At 74.6% G+C, this 19,931-nt stretch carries 15 protein-coding genes; 6 read left to right on the top strand and 9 right to left on the bottom strand.

Translation table 11 applies throughout. The annotated features are described in order from the left end of the window. Nucleotides 1-10: 10 nt before the first annotated feature. Nucleotides 11-1,726, bottom strand: coding sequence for a glycosyltransferase family 4 protein (locus DSM104329_RS12935; RefSeq protein ID WP_259315856.1), 1,716 nt, complete (start codon nucleotides 1,724-1,726; stop codon nucleotides 11-13). 7 nt (nucleotides 1,727-1,733) lie between these two features. Here DSM104329_RS12935 and DSM104329_RS12930 point away from each other — a divergent pair, with 7 nt between their 5' ends. Continuing rightward, the gene (locus tag DSM104329_RS12930) at nucleotides 1,734-2,486 is read left to right on the top strand and encodes a class I SAM-dependent methyltransferase (RefSeq protein ID WP_259315855.1); all 753 of its coding nucleotides are present in this window, start codon (nucleotides 1,734-1,736) and stop codon (nucleotides 2,484-2,486) included. An 8-nt stretch (nucleotides 2,487-2,494) separates the two neighbouring features. Here DSM104329_RS12930 and DSM104329_RS12925 read toward each other — a convergent pair whose 3' ends face one another. Then, nucleotides 2,495-3,712: a sulfotransferase family protein gene (locus DSM104329_RS12925; RefSeq protein ID WP_259315854.1), complete on the bottom strand. Its 1,218-nt coding sequence runs from the start codon at nucleotides 3,710-3,712 to the stop codon at nucleotides 2,495-2,497. Next, complete coding sequence (locus DSM104329_RS12920; protein ID WP_259315853.1) at nucleotides 3,705-5,294, bottom strand: glycosyltransferase family 2 protein; 1,590 nt, start codon at nucleotides 5,292-5,294, stop codon at nucleotides 3,705-3,707. Before DSM104329_RS12920 ends, DSM104329_RS12925 begins: the two co-directional genes overlap by 8 nt. Nucleotides 5,295-5,360: 66 nt before the next feature. Between DSM104329_RS12920 and DSM104329_RS12915 the strand changes: the two genes are divergently transcribed. Further along, the gene (locus tag DSM104329_RS12915) at nucleotides 5,361-6,632 is read left to right on the top strand and encodes a lamin tail domain-containing protein (RefSeq protein WP_259315852.1); all 1,272 of its coding nucleotides are present in this window, start codon (nucleotides 5,361-5,363) and stop codon (nucleotides 6,630-6,632) included. A 12-nt stretch (nucleotides 6,633-6,644) separates the two neighbouring features. On the opposite strand, the gene DSM104329_RS12910 is transcribed toward DSM104329_RS12915, so the two are convergent. Next, nucleotides 6,645-8,423, bottom strand: a complete 1,779-nt coding sequence (locus DSM104329_RS12910; protein ID WP_259315851.1) for a hypothetical protein — start codon at nucleotides 8,421-8,423, stop codon at nucleotides 6,645-6,647. A 254-nt stretch (nucleotides 8,424-8,677) separates the two neighbouring features. Here DSM104329_RS12910 and DSM104329_RS12905 point away from each other — a divergent pair, with 254 nt between their 5' ends. The 4 genes from DSM104329_RS12905 to DSM104329_RS12890 are packed head-to-tail and all read left to right on the top strand — an operon-like array spanning nucleotide 8,678 to nucleotide 12,045. Beyond that, complete coding sequence (locus DSM104329_RS12905) at nucleotides 8,678-8,959, top strand: hypothetical protein (RefSeq protein WP_259315850.1); 282 nt, start codon at nucleotides 8,678-8,680, stop codon at nucleotides 8,957-8,959. Nucleotides 8,960-8,969: 10 nt separating this feature from the next. Continuing rightward, nucleotides 8,970-9,953 (top strand): NADPH:quinone oxidoreductase family protein, encoded by a 984-nt coding sequence (locus DSM104329_RS12900; protein ID WP_259315849.1) that lies wholly within the window; start codon nucleotides 8,970-8,972, stop codon nucleotides 9,951-9,953. 51 nt (nucleotides 9,954-10,004) lie between these two features. Further along, nucleotides 10,005-11,006, top strand: coding sequence for a polysaccharide deacetylase family protein (locus tag DSM104329_RS12895; protein WP_259315848.1), 1,002 nt, complete (start codon nucleotides 10,005-10,007; stop codon nucleotides 11,004-11,006). A gap of 31 nt (nucleotides 11,007-11,037) precedes the next feature. Then, a complete protein-coding gene (locus DSM104329_RS12890) occupies nucleotides 11,038-12,045 on the top strand; it encodes an SDR family oxidoreductase (protein ID WP_259315847.1) in 1,008 nt (335 codons plus the stop codon). Here the strand turns inward: DSM104329_RS12890 and DSM104329_RS12885 are convergent. From DSM104329_RS12885 to DSM104329_RS12865, 5 genes are all read right to left on the bottom strand, one after another. Further along, on the bottom strand, nucleotides 11,999-13,465 hold the full coding sequence (locus tag DSM104329_RS12885) for a dihydrolipoyl dehydrogenase family protein (protein WP_259315846.1): 1,467 nt from the start codon (nucleotides 13,463-13,465) through the stop codon (nucleotides 11,999-12,001). The genes DSM104329_RS12890 and DSM104329_RS12885 overlap by 47 nt on opposite strands. 148 nt (nucleotides 13,466-13,613) lie before the next feature. Then, entirely contained in the window at nucleotides 13,614-16,307 is a 2,694-nt protein-coding gene (locus tag DSM104329_RS12880) for a trypsin-like serine protease (RefSeq protein ID WP_259315845.1), read from the bottom strand. A gap of 366 nt (nucleotides 16,308-16,673) precedes the next feature. Next, nucleotides 16,674-17,615, bottom strand: a complete 942-nt coding sequence (locus DSM104329_RS12875) for a C-terminal binding protein (protein WP_259315844.1) — start codon at nucleotides 17,613-17,615, stop codon at nucleotides 16,674-16,676. After that, nucleotides 17,608-18,882: a phosphopyruvate hydratase gene (gene eno / locus DSM104329_RS12870; RefSeq protein ID WP_259315843.1), complete on the bottom strand. Its 1,275-nt coding sequence runs from the start codon at nucleotides 18,880-18,882 to the stop codon at nucleotides 17,608-17,610. Before eno ends, DSM104329_RS12875 begins: the two co-directional genes overlap by 8 nt. Continuing rightward, the gene (locus tag DSM104329_RS12865; RefSeq protein WP_259315842.1) at nucleotides 18,879-19,919 is read right to left on the bottom strand and encodes a phosphotransferase family protein; all 1,041 of its coding nucleotides are present in this window, start codon (nucleotides 19,917-19,919) and stop codon (nucleotides 18,879-18,881) included. Before DSM104329_RS12865 ends, eno begins: the two co-directional genes overlap by 4 nt. Between the last annotated feature and the right edge of the window lie 12 nt (nucleotides 19,920-19,931).

The following is a 19,931-nucleotide window of genomic DNA, read 5'->3' as shown; positions in this document are numbered from 1 at the left end:
CGGCGGCAGCCTAGCGGTCGGCTCCCCCGGACCCGCTCGGACGCAGGGCATTCAGGAGGTCGTCCCAGCGGGCGCCGACGGTCGCGAGGTCGTACCGCGCGGCCTTGCGGACCGCGGCCGCGCCCATGCGCCGCCGGGCGCCCTCGTCGTCGATGAGCTCGAGCAGCGCCGCGGCCAGCGCGTCGACGTCCTCGGCCGGCACGAGCAGGCCGTCGACCCCCGGCTCGATGATCTCGCTCGGGCCGCGCGGACAGTCGAAGCTCACCACGGGCAGGCCCTTGCTCATCGCCTCGACGATGACCATGCCGAAGCCCTCGAAGCGCGAGCTGAGCGCGAAGACCGACGCCTGGGCCAGCGCCTCGCCCAGCTGCCGGGTCGCGCCCATGAACAGCACCTGTCCGGACAGGCCGCGCTCCACGACCAGGTTGCGCAGCGCCGGCCCCTCCGCGCCGGACCCGTAGATGCGCAGCTGCCAGTCCGGCCGTCGTGCGGCGACCCTGGCCCACGCCTGTATGAGCAGGTCGAAGCCCTTCTGGCTCAGCAGCCGCCCCGCGGCGGCGACCACGGGGGCGTGGACGTCGGAGATCCCGCCGCCGAGCTGCGGGACCGCGTTGGGGATCCGGACGACCTTCGTGGCGCCGCCCGCGACGAGCCCGGAGTAGTCGCGCTCGTCCTCCTCGGTGAGCACGACGAGCGCGTCGAGGTCGCCCAGCGTGCGGCGGACCTCCGCGGCCAGGCCGGGCCGGTGGGCGTGGAAGTTCATGTGCTCCCAGCCGATCGTCACGACGCCGGGCGGCGCCAGCCGGGCCGCGAGCGCGGCGAACGCGGGCCTCGTGGCGACGAGGACGCCGCCGTCGAGGCCGCGCAGCGTCCGGGCCAGGGCCACGTCGGTGCGCAGGCTGCAGAACGGATAGGCGTAGTCGTCGGGGTGCACGAGCACGCTCGGCAGGCGGCCGAGGAGGCGGGCGAGCCCGCGCCCCGGGGTGCGGCGGTCGTCGAGCGCGCGCGCGGCGACGCCGCCGGGGAAGCCGAGGAACGGCTCGTCGCGGCGGCGCACGACGCTCATGACCTCGACGTCGCCGCCTCCGGCGGCGAGGTGCTCGGCGAGGTTCAGCGTCGTGCGGATCGTCCCGCCCATTCCCCAGGCGTGCAGCAGCATGAGCCGGATGCGGCCGGGATGAGGGTCGCGCCGGCGGCCGAGCAGCGGCGGCAGCAGCCGGATCGCGGCGCGGTGCACGGCGACCGCGAGCCCGCCGAGCAGCCGTCGGCGCGTGGAGACGCGGCCGATGGCCAGGCCGGGCGGCGGCGCGGCCGCGGGCGCGCCGACCCGGACGGAGAGGTTGTCCTCGACCGTGTAGTACGGCCGCGCCTCGCCGGCGCCGAGCGGCACGGCCGGGTAGACGACGACGTCCTTCTTGCCGCGCAGGCCGTCGAGGTGGCGTCCGACGCGCAGCCGGCGTGCTCCTGGCGCGAGCTCCAGCCACAGGTCCCAGACCCCGTCACCGCCCGCCAGCGCCGCCGCCTCGACCCGCGCCGCGAAGCGGTCGCCGCCGAGCGTCGCCTCCGCGACGACCTCCGCGGCCCCGCCGCCCCGGCGGCGCGCCACGATCCTGGCGCCCTCGGCGGGATCGCCGACGCCGGCCAGCGCGCCCTCGATCGCGAAGGCCGAGCCGTCGACGCGCAGCTGCTCGAGCTCCGCATGGGCGGGTGTACTAGCTTGGCCCACTTCGCCCGTGCACTATCTCGACTTCCTCGCCCAGATCCACGAGCGCCTGGCCCCGCCCACGTACCTGGAGATCGGCATCCGGCACGGCGGCAGCCTCGCGCTGACCAAGTCCGTCAGCGTCGGGATCGACCCGTCCTACCGGCTCAACCACCCGCTGCCCGAGGGTGTGACGCTCTTCCGCGAGACGAGCGACGACTACTTCGAGCGTGAGGACCCGCTCGAGGCGCTCGACGACCGGCGGATCGGGCTCTCGTTCATCGACGGCCTGCATCTCGCCGAGTTCGCGCTGCGCGACTTCGTCAACGTCGAGCGCCACGCCGACTGGACGAGCGTCATCGTCTTCGACGACATCTTCCCGGCGGACGTCGAGATGGCCGCCCGCGACCGCCAGACCTGGCTGTGGACGGGCGACGTCTACAAGGTGATGGCGATCCTGGCCGACCACCGTCCCGACCTTATCTGCCTGCGGGTCGACACCGAGCCGACCGGGCTGCTGCTCGTCCTCGGCGCGAACCCGCACAGCACCGTGCTCGCCGACCGCTACCGGAAGCTCGCCAAGGCGATCGACACGCCCGATCCGCAGCCGGTGCCCGCCGACGTGCTCGCCCGCCGCGGCGCGGTGGACCCGCAGCGCGTGCTCGACGCCGGGTTCTGGGACTACCTGCGCCGCGCGCGCGAGGACCCCGGGCTGGTGCGCCCCATCGGCCTGCGGCGGCTGCGGCGGCGCGTGCGCCTGGACCTGCGCAAGCTCCGGCTCTGAGCGGGCGGTCAGGACCGCGGCCGCCGGGCCCGCCCGCTCGCGCCCAGGACGCGCGCCCGCACCCGGATCAGCTGCCGGCGGGCGGGCTTCGGCAGCCGCCGCGCCAGCGGCGCGAGCGCACGCTCCGCGGGCCCGGGCATGCGCGCCCTGCGCTTGGGCGGGGCGGGCTTCTTCGCAGCCGGCTTCGGCTCCGGGGCGGGCGCGGGCGCGGGAGCCGGCTCGGCCGGCACCGTCCCGCGCTCGGGCAGCGCCTCGCGCTCGACGAGCTTGACCTCGTTGGGGTGATAGCGGCGGTCGGTCAGCGGCACGTAGCTCTGCTGGTCGATCTCGAGGTCCGCAAAGCCCTGGACGCGCCGGGCGACGTCGGCCCCGCCCGCCAGCAGCGAGCCGTCGCGCAGCGGCGCGAGCGCCATCGGGTCGGTGACGTCGTAGCCCCACAGCTCGCCGATCCGGGCGAGCCGGCTCTCCATCCTGCGCCGCACCGGTGCGTCGAGCGTCTGCGTCCACTTCGCGATCCGCGACACGTCGATCGGGTCGTCGACCCGGGTCTGGCCCTCGACCTCGGTCACGCCGCCGCGCTGGGCCTGCACGGCGTGATGCTGCAGGACGTCGTCGGACCACGGCTCGCCCAGCCACTGCAGCAGCTCCCGCATCAGCGGCTCCGTCTGCAGCAGCAGGTCCTCGTAGCGCAGGACGACGAAGCGCTCGGGATACCGGGTCGCCTGGCGGGCGATCTCGCGGTTGTTGCGCAGGTAGTGCTCGATCGTGCGCGCCGGCCGCCCCCAGCCCGGGTCGCGCCAGGAGCGCGACACGTTCGACGCCACCGACGCGCCCGGATGGCGCACGATGCCGAGGAACACGGCGTCGGGGAACACGCGGGCCATGTCGTCGATGTGCCACGTGTGGTACGGGGTCTTCTCGCCCCAGCGCACCTTGCCGTGCTGCTCGGCGTAGCGCATGAACAGGCGGCCGTAGACCTCCCCCATGAGCTCGTCGAACTCCTCGCGCGTCCACCCCAGCCGGCGCCCCCAGCCACCGCCGCGCCACTTGAACGGGATCGTGCGCTGTGCCTTGTAGGCGCGCATGAAGCCGGTCTCCTGGGGGATGGCGATGCGCGGGTGGCTGTCGAGGATGAGGCGCAGCAGGGTCGTGCCGGAGCCCATCGCGCCGACGATGAAGATCGGACCCCGGACCGGCGCCGCGGGCGGCGTGCTGGCGTCAGGCACGGCTCTGGCCTCCGCGGACCGCCCGCCAGACGGCGGGGCCGCCCGGGACGCGGCCCACGACGCGCTGGCGCAGCCGCGGCGGGGCGGGCGGCGGCGCGGGCGGCTTGGGCGGCTTGCGCTCGACGAGCTGCCCGTCGGCGCCCATCCGCAGGAGCATGGGCTCCGAGGCCATCCGCCGCGACACCTGCGCCGGGGCCGAGAAGCCGGCCACGTCGGCGATGGCGTGCAGCTCCCACGTGCCGCCGCGCAGCGGCGACCCCCCGGACGCGCGGCTCGGGTTCAGCCGCGCGTCGCCCGCCTGGGCGACCGTGCCGTCGGTGATGAGCCGCGCCTCGCCCTTCGTGGCGACCGGGTACTCGCTGAGCGTCTTCGGCGAGCGCAGGAACAGCCCCGGCCGGCTGGCGGCGAAGTCGTCGGTCGCGTCGAGCACCTCGTCGGGCAGCGCGTCGCGCAGCGGCCCGGGCGGCGGGACCCATCGCACCCGCGGGCGCTCCTCGTCGCCGAAGCGCTCGAAGCGCAGCGGCTGCTCGGCTCCGCGCAGTGCGAGGTCGACGCGCACGGCCAGGCCCTTGCCGTGGGCGCGCGGGTAGCCGATCGCGCGCGCCTCGAGCTGGGACTCGAACGCCGCCAGCGCGAGCAGGCCCTCGAAGCTCCCCGTGCGCAGCAGGTAGGAGCGCACGCGCAGGCTGAACGGCAGGTACGGCTCCATCCGGTCGCCGAAGCGCCGTTCGGCGACACGGCGGATCTCCTCGAACAGCTCGCGCGAGTAGGCCTCGTCGCCTTCGGTGCGGCGGACGAACGCGGGCCCGCCGACGCGCCGCAGCAGCTTGCCCCGGTACCAGTTGCTGTAGAGGCGGTCGCGCAGCTCGCCGGGCTCGACGTGCCGGTCGAGGATGTCGAGGACCTCCTCGAGGTCGCGGTAGTAGCCCGTCGGGTCGAGGCGGCGGAACGACGCGCTGCGGCGGCGGCGCACCCAGTGGTAGCAGGGATAGTCCGCGAGAACCGAGACCTTGCGAGTGCGGGCGTAGGCGTTGACCATGAAGACGTGGTCCTCGAGCCGGCGCCGCCCCTCGGGGAAGCGGATCCCCTGCTCGTCGAGGAAGGCGCGCCGGAACAGCTTGTGCGGCGACAGCAGCGTGACCAGCGGTTCCCAGTCGAGCCCGACGCCGGCCTGGTTGGCGGCGAAGATGGGCCGGGCGACGTCCTTGCCGTGCCCCACGACCTTGCCGACCACGACGTCGGCGTCGTCGGCCTTCGCCTTGTCGTAGAGCCGCTGGAGCGCCTCCTTGCCGATCCAGTCGTCGTTGTCGGCGTACAGGACGTACTCGCCCTGGGCCAGGTCGGTGCCGATGTTGCGCGGGCGCCCCGGCCAGCCGGAGTTCGGCGTGTGCTCGACGCGGACGTTGGCATGCTCGGCCGCGAGCTCGTCGAGGAGGGCGGGCGTGTCGTCGGTCGAGCCGTCGTCGACGAAGATCACCTCGTACTCGTCCGCGGGCAGCGTCTGCCCGAGGACCGTCCGTACGAGATCTCTGATGTTCTTGCCGGGGTTGTAGACCGGAACGATGACGCTGACCTTGATCACAGGCGAGCGCACCTTACCCACGCCGCGACTTCAGTCGCCGGCCCGTGCTGCCGATCCCTGAACCCGATGTCCCGCTTCCTGATCGCCCTGCTGGCCGCCGCCGCGGCCCTCGCCGCCGCCGCCCCGGCCGGCGCCGCCGAGCCCGACGGGCCGTGCATCCCCGAGCAGCCCGACGGTCCCGTCTGCCACTTCGAGCTCGGGCGGGTGGTGTACATCACCGACGGCGACACGATCGACGTCGACCTCCTCGACGACGACACGACGAGCCCCATCCGCGTGCGCCTCACGGGCGTCAACGCGATGGAGCAGACGGTGTACAGCCACAACCGGATCAAGCGGCGCGGCGAGTGCCACGCGCTCGAGGCGACGCAGCGGCTCGACCAGCTCATCGACGGCAGCCTCGGGATCGTGCGGCTCGCCGCGCAGGACCCGAACAGCCACTCGGGCGCGCGGATCCGCCGCTCGGTGGGCGTGATGATCGACGGCCGGTGGGAGGACGCCGGGCGGATCCTGCTCGCCGAGGGCCACGCGCTGTTCCTCGCCAACAACACCGAGTGGGCGTGGAACCGCACCTACGGCCAGCTGGCCCAGCAGGCTGCGAACGCCGGCGTCGGGCTGTGGAACACCGAGTACTGCGCGGGCGGTCCCGCAGCCGCGGTCAGGCTCTGGGTCCACTGGGATCAGACCGACGGCTCCCCGACGGGCGACGAGTGGGTGCGCATCAAGAACGTCGACACGGCGCCGGTGTGGCTCGACGGCTGGTACGTGCGCGACTCCGCCCTGCGGCGCTTCGTGTTCCCGCCGGGCACGATCGTGCCGCCGGGCGGCTCGGTGCGCCTGCGCGTCGGCGCCGCGCCCGCCCCGGACCTCAGCTGGAACCTCGCCGGCAACATCTTCGACAACGCGACGTTCGACGAGCGCGCGATCTCCGACGGCGCCTACCTCTTCGATCACGACGGCGACCTGCGGGCATGGCAGATGTACCCGTGCCGGGAGGCGTGCACCGACCCCGACCAGGGAGCATTCGACATCGAGCCCCAGCCGTACGGGCGCGAGACGATCTCGCTGCGCAACACGCGCGACACGCCGGTCGATCTCGAGGGCTACGCGCTGAGCGTCGGGACGCGAGCGGCGTATCCGTTCCCCGGCAACTCGGTCGTCGGGCCGGGCGAGACCATGCTCGTGCGCGTCGGCGGCTCCCCGGGGACCGACACGCGGCTGGAGAAGCACTGGCCGCGCGGCGACTCGCTGCTGCGCAACGCGGGTGGCACGGCGGTCCTCAAGACGTTCGACGAGATCCGGCTCGGGTGCACCGCCTGGGGCACCGGGCGCTGCTGAGCGGGAGCGGGGTCAGCCGGCGGGGACGTCGGCCGCGTCATCGGGCGCGGTGCCGGCGGCGCCGGACGAGGCGGGCGAGACGTCCGTGGAGGACGGCGACGGTGAGGCCGGCGGCGGCGCGGCGGGGGTGACCAGCGTGATGGCGACCTGGACCGCCGCGGGGCCGCTCGCAGGCCCGTCGGACGGCGTCGGCGGCGCGGTGACGGTGACCGAGCTCGAGGTGGACGCGGGCGGCTCGGGAACCTCGGCATCGGGGTCGACGACGGCGAGCAGCAGCTCGGCCACGGGCGCCGGGGCGGCGGGGGCCGGCTCGGCCGGGGCGGTCGGCGCGTCCGGCTCGGACGGCTTGGCCGGCGTGGCCGGTCCGCTCGGCTCAGTCGGCGTGGCGGGCTCCGACGGCTTGGCGGGCTCGGTCGGCTTGGCCGGCTCGGTCGGCGTGGCGGGCTCGCCCGGCTTGGCCGGCTCGGTCGGCGCGGCGGGCTCAGACGACTTGGCCGGCTCGGTCGGCGCGGCCGGCTCAGACGGCGCGGCCGGCTCGGTCGGCGCGGCAGGCTCAGACGGCGCGGCCGGCTCGGTCGGCGCGGCAGGCTCAGACGGCGCGGCCGGCTCGGTCGGCGCGGCAGGCTCAGACGGCGCGGCCGGCTCGGTCGGCGCGGCAGGCTCAGACGGCGCGGCCGGCTTAGACGGCGTGGCCGGCTGAGACGGCTTGGCCGACTCGCTCGGCGCCGCCGGCTCAGACGACTTGGCCGGCTCGCTCGGCGCCGCCGGCTCAGACGGCTTGGCCGGCTCAGAGGGCTTGGCGGGCTCGGACGGCTTGGCCGGCTCGCTCGGCGTCGCGGTATCGGCCGGCTCGCGCGGCGCCGGCTCGCTCGGCGTCCCCGGCTCGCTCGGCGTCCCCGGATCGGACGGCGTCCCCGGATCGGACGGCGGGGTCGGATCGTCCGGCGCCTGACCGCCGGGGGCGAGCGGGACGGTCACCTCGATGACGTTGCTCGTGCCGTCGCCCTGGCCCGCGTCCACGGTCTGGGCGGTCGGGGCCGTGGCCGCGACGACGTCCATGCGCAGGCGCATCTGCAACTGGTCGATCGACGTGACGCTGCTGTCGACGATGTCGATCCGCGCCCGCATCGCCGGGGTGTCGCCCGCCGCGGTCGGTGTCGGCGCCGAGTCGGCCATCGCGGCCAGATCGGGCGTGAAGCTGAGGCTCACCTGACGCTGAGCGCCCGTGTCCGGGTTGACCAGATTCATGGCCATGCGCAGCCGCGGGAGATCTGCGGGGGAGCTCGGGTTCACCCGCGCCGGGTTGACGACGCGCAGCTCCAGGCGGCGGCGGGCGGAGACCGCGACCGGCGCTGCCGGCTGCTGGTCCGCCGCGGGCGCCTCGGGTGTCGCGGGCGTCGCAGGCGCCGAGGCGTTCGTGGTCGAGTCGGGGGTCGGCGAGGACGGTGTGTCCTGCGCGGAGGGGCGCCGCGGCGGCGAGGCGACCACGTCGCCCACGTCGATGCCGTCGCTCTCGACGACGACGGGCACGCCCGCCGGCGCCGAGGTCCCGCCCGCGGCGGAGCCGGACGCGGCCGAGCCGGTGGTGCCCGACGGCGCGGTCGACGGGCGGGCGGGCGTCCCGGACGGCTGGCGAGACGACGCGATCAGCTCGGGCAGCGCGAGCGGCTCGCCCTTCGGCAGGCGGACCTGGCCGCTCACGCCGCTGCCGACGTTCGTGGCGAACGGGCCCCAGCCGAACGTCCCGGTGATGGCGAGGCCGAGGGCGGCAACGGCGACGCAGAGCGTCACGCACGCGGGTACGGCGTAGCTCAAACCCCTGCGCAGAGTCCTGTCCACACTCGCATGATCGACACTCCGGGCCCCTTACTTGAGAAACTTCTCTCTGTCCGGTCCGCCGTGAGTCACACCGGGAATCGGCGCATCTGGGCCGAATCTTGAGCCGGATCGGCCCCCGGACACCGCCCTCAGCGGCCTCTCAGCGTGCTGGCAGGGCACTCCCGGCGCGCGCGCCGACCCCTGGCGTCCTCCAGGCCCCAGCCGGCATGGCGGGCCAGCACTCCGCCGCCGCCGCCGTACAGTCGATGAGCTCGAGCTGGCACGCGCTCCTCTATGGATCGTTCGACGCGTCCGGCGTGATGACGGTCGACAAGCCCCCGCTCGCGCTCTGGGTGCAGGCGCTGTCCGCACGCGCCTTCGGCTTCGGCTCCTGGAGCATGCTCGTGCCGCAGGCGGCACCGCCGCATGCACAGCGGACGGGACGCCGTCGTCGGTCGTGCGCCGGACCCCTGGTCGAACGCACGACCGGCACACGCACCGTGACGTAGGGTGCTCGCCGTGCGCGCGATCCAGATCACCGAACTGTCCGGGCCCGCCGACGCGCTGAAGCTCGTCGACGTGCCCGAGCCCGAGCCGTCCCACCCGCTCACGCCGGGTGCCGGCGTCGTCATCGACGTACATGCCGCCGGGGTCTCGTTCCCCGAGGTGCTGCAGAGCCGCGGGGAGTACCAGATCAAGCCCGACCTGCCGTTCGTCCCCGGCGCCGAGGTGGGCGGCATCGTGCGCAGCGCGCCGGAGGGCGCGGCGGTCCAGCCGGGTGATCGCGTGGCCGCGTTCTGCTTCCTCGGGGGCTTCGCCGAGGTGGCGGTCGCGCCGGAATTCCTGACCTTCCGCCTCCCCGGCGCGCTCGATCTCGCGCAGGGCGCCGGGCTGATCCTCAACTACCACACGGCGTACTTCTCGCTCGTGACCCGCGGGCGGCTGCAGGCGGGCGAGACCGTCCTGGTCCACGGTGCGGCCGGCGGCATCGGCACCGCATCGCTGCAGATCGCCAAGGGCCTGGGCGCGCGCACGATCGGCGTCGTCTCCAGCGACGAGAAGGAGCGCGTCGCGCGCGAGGCGGGCGCGGACGACGTCGTGCGGTCCGACGGGCCGTGGAAGGACCAGGTCAAGGAGCTGGGCGGCGCCGACATGGTCATCGACCCCGTCGGCGGCGACCGGTTCACCGACAGCCTGCGCTCGCTGCGGGAGGAGGGCCGCGCGGTGGTCGTCGGCTTCGCCGGCGGGTCGATCCCCGAGGTGCGCGTCAACCGCCTGCTGCTCGGCAACCTCGAGGTGATCGGCGCCGGCTGGGGCGGCTACGTCATGGACAAGCCCGACGTCAACCGGCAGATCGGCGCGGCGCTCGAGCCCCTCGTCGAGGCCGGGCACGTGCGCCCGATCGTGGGGCCGCGCTTCCCGCTCGAGCGGGCGGGCGAGGCGCTCGCCGCGATCGAGGAGCGCCGGGCGGTCGGTAAGGTCGTCCTGGACGTCTCCTCGTAGCCGTAGCGCGCACGAAGCGCGCCCACCCCGACCCGAGAGCCCGCTGCACGAATGCACGGCAGATACCTGGGAGCCCTGTGGGCGCTGGCCGCGGCACTGGCCGCCGCGCTGCTGCTGGCGGCTCCCGCCGGCGCGACGGTCGTCAGCCTGACCTTCGACGACGCGTTCGCCGATCAGATGCCGGCGGCCTCCATGCTCGGCGCGGCCGGCCTGCCGGCGACGTTCTTCGTGATGTCGAGCGCCGTCGGTCAGACCGGGCACCTGACCGCCGCCGACCTCGCGGCGCTCAAGGCGGCGGGCCACGAGATCGGCGGCCACACGCTCGACCACGCCGATCTGCCCACGCTCGGTCCCGACGACCAGCGCCACGAGATCTGCGACGACCGTCAGGCCCTGCTGGCGCTCGGCACGCAGGCGGCCGTGTTCGCGTATCCGTACGGGCACTTCGACGCCTCGGCACAGGCGATCGCGCGGTCCTGCGGGTACACGGCCGCCCGGGAGTCCGGCGGCCTCGCGGCGCCCGGGGGCTGCTGGGGCCCGTGCCCGGCGGCGGAGACCCTGCCGCCCGCCGACCCGTTCGCCATCCGCTCGGCGGCGTCGATCAAGTCGACCGTGGGCCTCGCGGACCTCCAGCAACTGGTCCTCTCCGCCGAGGCGACCGGCGGCTGGCTCACGCTCACGTTCCATCACGTCTGCACCGACTGCGGCACGTACGCGACCGACCCGTCCGTGCTGGCGGCGTTCGCCGCGTGGCTGGCGCCCCGCCGGGCCTCGGGAACGGCCGTGCTGACGATGTCCCAGGCCCTGTTGCAACCGGCGGCTCCCGTGGCCCCGGCGGCCGAGCCCCCGGCCGCGCCGGTGCCGGCTCCCGCGGCGCCGGTCGGGCGCCGCCCCCGGCGCCGGTGCCCGGCGGCCGTCACATCGCACCGCCACCGCCGGTCCCACCACGTACCAGCACGGTGTCGCGCCGGGGCTCGCGGGGTACGCGCACGGCGATGGCCGGCGACCACCTACCTGACGAGCACCGCGCGCTCGGCGGCCGCGCGGCACTGAACGCGGCGTTCGGCGCGGCCGAGGACGCGTCGTGAGCCGGGTCGTCGTCGTCACCGGCGCGTCGGCGGGGGTCGGCCGCGCGACCGCGAAGGCGTTCGCCGCGCGCGGCGACTCCGTGGCGCTCGTCGCCCGCGGGCAGGAGGGCCTGCAAGCGGCCGCACGCGAGGTCGAGCAGGCCGGCGGCCGCGCCCTCGTGCTGCCGTGCGACGTCTCCGACGCCGGCGCGGTCGAGGCGGCGGCGGAGCGCGTGGAGCGCGAGCTCGGCCCGATCGACGTGTGGGTCAACGCGGCGATGGCCGCCGTCCTGGCCTTCGTGCACGAGACCGCGGCGGAGGACGCCAGGCGCGTGACGGAGGTCACCTACCTCGGCGTGGTCCACGGGACGATGTCCGCGCTGCGGCGCATGCGCCCGCGCGACCGCGGCGTCATCGTGCAGGTCGGCTCGGCGATGGCCTACCGCTCGATCCCGCTGCAGGCGACGTACTGCGGCGCCAAGTTCGCCATCCGCGGCTTCACCGACTCGCTGCGCAGCGAGCTCATGCACGAGCGCAGCAAGGTCCGCGTGACGATGGTGCAGCTGCCGGGGCTCAACACGCCGCAGTTCACATGGGTCCGCACGACATTGCATCGCCACCCGCGCCCTGTGCCGCCGGTCTTTCAGCCGGAGGTCGCCGCCGACGCGGTCGTCTTCGCCGCCGAGCACCGTCGCCGCGAGGTCTGGGTCGGCGCCAACAGCGCGATCATCATCGCCGGCAACAAGGTCGCGCCCCGGCTCGGCGACTGGTACCTGGCGCGCACGAACGTCAAGGCGCAGCAGACCGACCAGCCGATCGACCCCTCGCGGCCCGACTACCTCTACCACCCGCTCGGCGACCGCGGGACCCACGGGCCGTTCGACGAGGAGGCCCACCCGCGCAGCCTGCAGCTCGCGCTGGTCAAGCGGCGCCGGCTGCTGCTCGCCGCGGGGGCGGCGGGGGCCGCAGCCGCCGCGCTCATCGGTTCCGGCGCGCCTCGAGCAGTCGCAGCCAGACTTCGCTAGCCGTCGGGTACGACGGCACGGCGTGCCAGAGCACGTCGAGCGGGACCTCGCCGACGACCGCGACCGTCGCCGAGTGCAGCAGCTCCGCGACCCCGTGGCCGGCGAACGTCGCGCCGAGCAGCACGTCGCGGTCGGCGTCGATGACGAGCCGCGCCTGCCCCGCGTAGTCGTCGCGCAGCAGCGACGCGCCCGCGACGGCGGCGATGTCGTAGTCGACCGTCTCCACGTGCGCGTGCTGCTCGCGCGCCTCCTGCGCCGTGAGGCCGACCGATGCCACCTCGGGATCGGTGAACGTGACCTGCGGGATCCGGCCGTGGTCGGCGATCGCGCGGTGGCGGGAGCCGTCGGGCGGCCGGCCCTGCGCCCGTGCGGCGATCACGTCGCCGCAGACGCGGCCGTGGTACTTGCCCATGTGGGTCAAGAGCGCCCGGCCGGTCACGTCCCCGACCGCGTAGAGCCAGTCGCCGCCGACGCCCCGCACCGCGAGGTGGTCGTCGGTGTCGAGGTAGCCGCCGGCCTCGAGGCCGACCGTCTCCAGGCCCAGGTCGTCGGTGCGCGGGCGCCGGCCGGCCGCGACGACGATCTCGTCGACCGTGATCGCCTCGCCGTCGATGACGATCGTGGCGGGGACCCCGCGCGGCACCCCCGCGCCCGTGTCGGCGGCGCCGTCGCGCCGCACCGAGTCGATGCTCGCCCCGAGCCGGACGTCGACGCCCGCTTCGCGGAAGCGCTCGGCGACGAGCTCACCGGCGAACGGCTCGTCGCGGGCCAGCAGCGCAGGCCCGACCTCCACGATCGTTACCTGGGCGCCGAGCCCGACGAGCCACGTCGCCGCCTCGCACGCCACGACGCCGCCGCCGATCACCAGGACGCGCTCGGGCACCGCGGTGAGGTTCGTCACGTCGCGCGACGTCCACGGATGCGCACCGGCCAGCCCCTCGACCGGCGGGATCGCGGCCGAGGTGCCGGTGGCCAGGACGATCGCGTGGCGTGCGCGCAGCCGCCGTGCGCCTCCGTCGCCACCGGCCGGCGCGAGCACCACCGTGCGCTCCCCGTCGAGCCGCGCCTCGCCCCGGAGCAGCTCCAGGCCGGCGCCCGCCGCCCACTCGACCTGCCCGCCGTCGTCGCGGCCGTGGGTGAAGCGGTCGCGGCGGGCGAGGACGGCCTCGAGGTGCAGCGACCGGCCGGCGAGCGCCTGCTCGACCCCGGCCATCGCGCGTCCCGCGGCCATGAGCTCCACCGGCCGCAGCAGCGCCTTGCTCGGCATGCACGCCCAGTAGGAGCACTCGCCCCCGAGCAGCTCGGCCTCGACGAGCGCGACGCGCAGCCCACCCATCGCGGCGTACTGCGCTGCGTTCTCGCCCGCCGCACCGCCGCCGACGACGATCACGTCCCAGGTGTCCTGCGCGTCCGAGGTCATGCCGCGGGTCGGTACCGGGCCGGGCGATCGGTGTCAAGGCGGCGTGAAGGCGCGCCGCATGAAGGGCGCGAAGGTCGTCCGCTTCTACGGGCACCCGTAGGCCCGAACGCGGAGGCTCGCTCCGCACTCGAGCCAGAGCACCGGCGCGTTATGGCACGTCGGTCACCACGTCTCCGGGGTCGGCCGTCGCCGTGTCGGTCCCCGCGCCACCGTTGCCGGCGTCATTGCCCGACACCCCGTCGACGAGGTTCAGCGTGTCGGAGTCCCCGTCGCCGTAGAGGCGATCGGACCCCGGCCCGCCGAACAGCTGGTCGTTCCCGCCGCGGCCGCGCAGCTCGTCGTTGCCGCCCGCTCCCGAAAGGCGGTTGGCGGCGGTGCTGCCCGACACCTTGTCGTTGCCGGCGCCGCCGGTGACGTTCTCGACGGTCAGCAGGACGTTGTCGCCCTCCCCCGCCGCGCCGTCGTCGGCGACGTTGTTGAGGTTGACCGTCACGCCGGTGGTGCGGGTGCCGTAGTAGACGGCGTCCGTGCCGCCCTCGCCGTCGAGGCGGTCACCGCCCTCGGGCGCGCTGTCCTGGCGGAACGTGTCGTTGCCGGTCCCGCCGCGCTCGTCGTCGTTGCCGGGCCCTCCGAACAGGAGGTCGTCGGCTGCTCCGCCGATCAGCGTGTCGTTCGCGCCGAGCCCGCAGATGACGTCGATGCCCCCACCGCCGTCGATCGAGTCCGGCCCCGCGGAGCCGACGATCACGTCGTTGCCGGCGGTCCCGGTGATCGAGCCCTGCCCGATCAGCGACGCGTTGACGCCGTTGCACTTGGCGATCAGCCACTCAAGCGTGAAGGTCCCGGTCGTGCCGCCGTTGCCGTCCACGGCGATGCTGTACGGCGTTCCCGCCGTCACGTTCAGCGCGACCGACGTGGGCCCCTCACCGACCTTCGTCAACGGCTCGAAGTAGCCGTTGCCGGTGTAGACCGCCATTCCCGGGGATAGCCCCGAGACGCTGCCGAGGCGCAGCACGGCCGGCCCGCTCACGGCCGGTGTCCAGCGGAACCAGACCGAGTTGTCCGCCGCCGCACCGCCGTGGTAGTCGAGTTCGCCCGGCTCACCGGTCGCGCGCACGCTCGTCGCCGACGTGATCCCCGCCGTGCCGGGCAGGACGCGGGCCTGCGCGAAGTCGTCGTTGGCCGGCGGGTTGACCGTCCACTGCAGCGCGACGTTGCCGCGCGCGTTGCTGAAGCCATCGACGGCGATGCGGTACTCGGTGCCGGCGGTCGCGGTGAACGCGACCCGCGACTGGCGCGAGCCGTTGATGTCGTCGTTGGCTGCGAGCTGCACGAGCCCGGTGATCGCTGAGCCCGCGTAGACGGCGAGGGTGGTGTCGAAGTCCGAGCCGCGCGTGTTCAGCACGGCCGGCCCGCTCTCCGGCGCGGTCCAGCGGTACCAGACCGTCGCGTCCGGGACCCCGCTGTGCGACGGCTCGCCCGGCTCGCCGGTCGACCGCGCGTTGCTGCCGAACGTCCTGCCCGTCGCCCCCGACACCGTCGTCGCCGCGGCGAAGTCGTCGTTGGCCGGCGGGTTCTGCGCCCACTGCAGGCTGAACGGCCCGTGCGCGGCGGCGAACCCGTCCACCCGGATGCGGTACGTCGTCCCGGCCGACGCGTTGAACGTGAGCTTCGACTGAAGCGTGCCGTTGAAGTCGTCGTTCGTCGCGACGGTGGTGAGGCCCGAGACGCTGCTGCCGGTGAACACGCTCAGCGCCGTGTCGAACGCGGCGTCGCGCAGGCTGAACGTGGTCGGCCCGTTCTCGGGCGCCGTCCACGAGTACCAGACGGTCGTGTCGGCCGTGGACGGGACCGAGGGCTCGCCCGGTTGGGCGGTCGCGTCGGTGTTGTCGCCGAACACGGTGCCCAACGCCCCGCTGAGGCCCGACCCGCCGAAGTCGTCGTTCGCGGGCCGGGGCACGTTGTTGTTGACGAACGTGCGCATCGTGCCCTGGAACACCTCGCCGTAGATGCCGGGGTGGTTGACCCTCGCGCAGCCGGTGCCCCAGCTCGTGTCGCCCACCAGCGCGTGCTGCGTGGCGCCCGCGATGAACAGCGGCCCGCCGCTGTCGCCCTGGCACGTGTCCATGCCGCCCGCCAGTGGACCGGCGCCGATCATCACGGCGCCGATGAAGCTCGAGCCGTACGCCGACGAGGAGGACATGGTCGCATCGGACTGGATCGGCAGGTCGACCTGCAGCAGGCTGTCGGAGCCCGAGCCGCCCTCGCTGGTGGCGCCGTGGCCGATCGCCCGGACGGTGTCGCCGGCCGCGGTCGGATCACCCGGGCCCGCCAGCCGCGACCACGCCTTCGTGGAGGCCGAGCTGAGGGTCAGGATGGCGACGTCGTTCTCGAACGTCGTCGCGTTCCAGGCCGGATTGATGGCGATGGCGCTGACGTTGCGGATCTCGCCCTGCGGCGTGGGGGCGCTGAGCTGATTCGCGCCGATGACGACGCGCAGGCCGGCGGCCGTGACCGTCCCGTCGACGCAGTGCGCCGCCGTGAGCACGCGCGTCGAGGACACCAGGGTGCCGCCGCAGAAGTGCGATCCACCCGAGGTCTGCACCGACACGAAGAACGGGTACGCCCCCGTCGGTGCGGTCGTGCCGCCGACGATGCTGCCGGCGGGCGGCGCCTGCCACACGGGCTTCTCGTCCCCCTTCGGGGGCGTCGTGCGCGGCGGGTCGGCCTGGGTCGAAACCTCATGGGCCTTCTTGGCGGGAACGACGGCGGTGACGCCGCCGAGACCCTGGGCCTCGTCGGAGTCCCGGGCGGGCGCGGCTGCCGCCCCGCCCGCGGGCACCGCGAGTACCCCGATCCCGGCGCAGATCGCAGCGGCGATCCGGCGCCTCCGTCGCGTCGGCGTGCAGGCTCCGCCTGCGGGTGGTGCGAGTGCCATGTGGCCCCCCGGTCCGTGGGCTCTATGTCGGGTGTGGCCGCCGGACGCCCCAGTGCCCCCACCAGGTGACGTCGCGCGACTCGCCGCCTATCCGACACCCTCGGAGGGGGCGCCGTCAAGTCCGCTAACCGGTTCATTGACGCACACCGGTCGAACACTCTCCACCGGGCGCGGCGGACGGTGCCGCGGCCCGGCCAGGATCAGTGGCCGCCGCGCGCCGCGCGGGGCACCTGCGCAATGACCAGCTGAGTCCAGCCGCCTGTTCGCGGGTCAGCGGTCGAGCACCTCGGGGTTGACCACGGACGCGGGCGGGCGGCCGGCGAGGACGTCGGCGACGTTCTGGGCGGCCAGCCGGGCGAGGTCGGCGATCGACTCCTCGGAGTAGAAGGCGGTGTGCGGCGTCGCGACGACGTTGGGCAGCTCGAGCAGCGGGTGGCCGGTCGGCAGCGGCTCGGGCGCGAAGACGTCGAGACCGGCGCCGGCGATCGTGCCGTCGCGCAGCGCGCCGGCCAGCGCATCGTGATCGACGACGGCGCCGCGGGCGCAGTTGATCAGGTGCGCGGTCGGCTTCATCGCGGCCAGGAACTCGCGGTCGACCAGGCGGTCGGTCTCTGCCGTGGCGGGCACGTGCAGAGACACGTGGTCGGACTCGGCGAGCAGCCGGGCGAGCGGGACTCCGCCGCTGCGGGTGTGCACGAGCACCTCCATGCCGAGCCCGCGGGCGCGGCGCTCGAGGGCCTGGCCGATCGCTCCGTGCCCGACGATGCCGAGCGTCGTGCCGGCGATGCGGCGGGTCGGCAGGCCGGTGGCGAGCGACCAGTCGCCGGTGCGGATCGCGCGGTCGTAGCGCGGGATGCCGCGGACGAGCGCGAAGAGCAGGGCGATGACGTGCTCGGCCACCTCGTCGGCGCAGTAGACCGGCACGTTGGTGACGGGGATGCCGAGCTCGGTGGCGACGTCGACCGCGATGTTGTCCGTGCCGACGCCGTAGCGCCCGATGACCCGCAGCCGGGTGCCGGCGCGGACGACCGCCGGGGAGACGCGCTTGAAGCAGGTGAGGATCGCGTCGCAGTCGCCGACGAGCTCGACGAGCTCGTCCTCCTCGCCTGTGCGTGCGTGCACCAGCTCGGCGGCCACGCCGTCGAGGACCGCCGCCTCGACGCTCGTGTCGGCCCACGTGTAGTCGGTGACCAGCACCCGATGCTCAGCCATCTCCCCCCCATCCCGCGAACGCCGCTCGGTCGCCCAGCTCGCGCTCGATGCGCAGCAGGCGGTTGTACTTCGCCAACCGCTCGCCCCCGGTCACCGACCCGACCTTGATCTGCCCACTACGCGTGCCGACGGCCAGGTCGGCGAGCGCCGGGTCCTCGGTCTCCCCGGAGCGCGCGGAGATCACCGTGCGAAACCCGGCCTCCTTGGCCCGCGCCACCACGTCGAGCGTCTCCGAGATGGTGCCGATCTGGTTCATCTTCACCAGCACCGCGTTGGCCGACCGCTCCGCGATCCCCCGATCGAGCCGTGCGAGGTTCGTCGTGAACAGGTCGTCGCCGACGATCTGCAGCCCGTCGCCGAGCCGCTGCGTGAACGCCGCCCACGCCGGCCAGTCGTCCTCGGCGAGCGGGTCCTCGACGGATGCGATGGGATGCTCGGCGGCCAGGTCGCCGATGTACTGCGCGAGCGCATCGGCGGAGAGCGTGCGGCCCTCGGAGTCCAGCCGGTACGCGTCGCCGGTGAAGAAGTGCGTCGCCGCCACGTCGAGCGCGTAGACGACGTCGTCGCCGGGCCGCAGCCCCGCTCGCGCGACGGCGTCATCCATGAGCCGCAGCGCCGCGCGGTGGTCGTCCAGGCGGGGGCCGTAGCCGCCCTCGTCGGCCTTCAGCGTCGACAGACCCCGTTCGGCGAGCACCGTGCCCATCGCGCCGTGCAGGCGCACCACCCACTCCAGCGCCTCGGAGTACGTCCGCGCGCCCGCCGGGATCGCCAGGAAGTCCTGGAAGTCGAGCTGGCGGCCCGCGTGCAGGCCGCCGGAGACGATATTGACCATCGGCATCGGCAGCGACACCGGTCCGCCGCCCGCGAGGTGGCGCCACAGCGGCACCCCGGCCACCTTCGCCGCCGCGCGTGCCGTCGCCAGTGACACCGCGAGCATGGCGTTGGCGCCGAGGCGCGACTTGTCCGCCGTCGCGTCGAGCGCGAGCAGCGCTTGGTCGACCGTCCGCTGTTGCGGCTCCATCCCACGCAGCGCCGCCGCGATCTCGCCGTTCACCGCCTCCACCGCTCCGAGCACCCCGCGCCCGCCGTAGCGAGCCGGGTCGCCGTCGCGGCGCTCGACCGCCTCGTGGCGGCCGGTCGACGCGCCCGAGGGCACCGACGCGCGCGCCGTCGTGCCGTCGGACAGGGCCAGGTGCGCCTCGACGGTCGGGCGCCCGCGCGAGTCGAGGATCTCGAGCGCGCCGGCGCCGGTGATCGTGGGGGTCATGGTCCTCCGGGGTCGCGGATGAGTGCCGCCGCGATGTCCACCGCCGCCGGGACGTCGAGCTCGTCGGCGCCGAGCAGCAGCCGCCGGCCGGCGGCGCGCAGCCCGGCGCGACGCTCGTCGTCGAGGCCGAGCAGCGGGGACTTCCCGTCCGCGCGGGCCAGCAGGATGCACGCGAGCTCGGCGACGACGGCGGCCTCGTCGTCCGCCTGTCCCCCCGCCTGCCGGTACGCCGCCCAGAACCGCCGCGCATGGGATGCCGCCGTCGGCACCACGTCGGGGTCGTGGCAGCCGTCCCCGAGCAGGTGGCACAACAGGAACGCGAGATCGAACGCCGGATCTCCCCAGTGCGCGCACTCGCAGTCCAGCAGCACCATGCGCCCGCCGCCGTAGGCGATCAGGTTCTTCGGCGAGAAGTCGCCATGCACGAGGACCGAGCGTGTCGCCAGCAGCCGGTCGACCTCCACCGCGATCCGCCCGGCGAGGTCCGGATGCGCCGCGGCGACGGTCCGGTGAAACGGATCGACCCGTCCCTCGATCAACGGCATCTGATCGGCAAACCGGCGCGCGAGCTCGCCGGCCCGGGCCGCCGACGCGGCCTGCAGACGACCGAGCAGCCGGGCCGCGCCCAGCGTCGCATCGTCCTCGTACCGGCCGGCCGCGAGCGCGTCGCGCCACACCTCGCCGCCGTCCGGCGCCACGGTCATGCCGAGCACGTACTCCGGATCGTCGGCGAACACCGACTCCGGCGCCGCGCCCGGCAACAGCTCGCTCAGGGCGTCCAGGCAGGCGCGCTCGACGTAGATCCGCGCCCGGTCGAAGTGCCACTCGACCCCGACGCGAAGGCGGGCGAGCGACTGCTTGACGACGACACCCTCGCCGTCCCATCGCGCCAACAGCACCACGTTGGACACGCCGCCCGACAGCTCGCGGACGTCGACGTCCGCGTGCGCAGGCGCGATCCCGCGCGCCCGGAGATACGACGGCAGCGACGCGACGCTGAGCTCCACGCGGCGATTATGCATGATTCGTTTGATCATGCATAATCCGTG

It is taken from the genome of Capillimicrobium parvum, assembly GCF_021172045.1.
Lineage (GTDB): Bacteria > Actinomycetota > Thermoleophilia > Solirubrobacterales > Solirubrobacteraceae > Capillimicrobium > Capillimicrobium parvum.
The sequence above is the reverse complement of the archived record's forward strand: the minus strand, read 5'-3'. Positions and strand labels throughout refer to the sequence as shown.

What these genes read in the sequence shown, in the direction of transcription:
- DSM104329_RS12915 (WP_259315852.1), top strand. Translation starts at nt 5,361, where the DNA reads ATGTCCCGCTTCCTGATCGCCCTGCTGGCCGCCGCCGCGGCCCTCGCC.
- DSM104329_RS12905 (WP_259315850.1), top strand. Translation starts at nt 8,678, where the DNA reads ATGGCGGGCCAGCACTCCGCCGCCGCCGCCGTACAGTCGATGAGCTCG.
- DSM104329_RS12895 (WP_259315848.1), top strand. Translation starts at nt 10,005, where the DNA reads ATGCACGGCAGATACCTGGGAGCCCTGTGGGCGCTGGCCGCGGCACTG.
- DSM104329_RS12885 (WP_259315846.1), bottom strand. Translation starts at nt 13,465, where the DNA reads ATGACCTCGGACGCGCAGGACACCTGGGACGTGATCGTCGTCGGCGGC.
- DSM104329_RS12875 (WP_259315844.1), bottom strand. Translation starts at nt 17,615, where the DNA reads ATGGCTGAGCATCGGGTGCTGGTCACCGACTACACGTGGGCCGACACG.
- eno (WP_259315843.1), bottom strand. Translation starts at nt 18,882, where the DNA reads ATGACCCCCACGATCACCGGCGCCGGCGCGCTCGAGATCCTCGACTCG.
- DSM104329_RS12865 (WP_259315842.1), bottom strand. Translation starts at nt 19,919, where the DNA reads ATGATCAAACGAATCATGCATAATCGCCGCGTGGAGCTCAGCGTCGCG.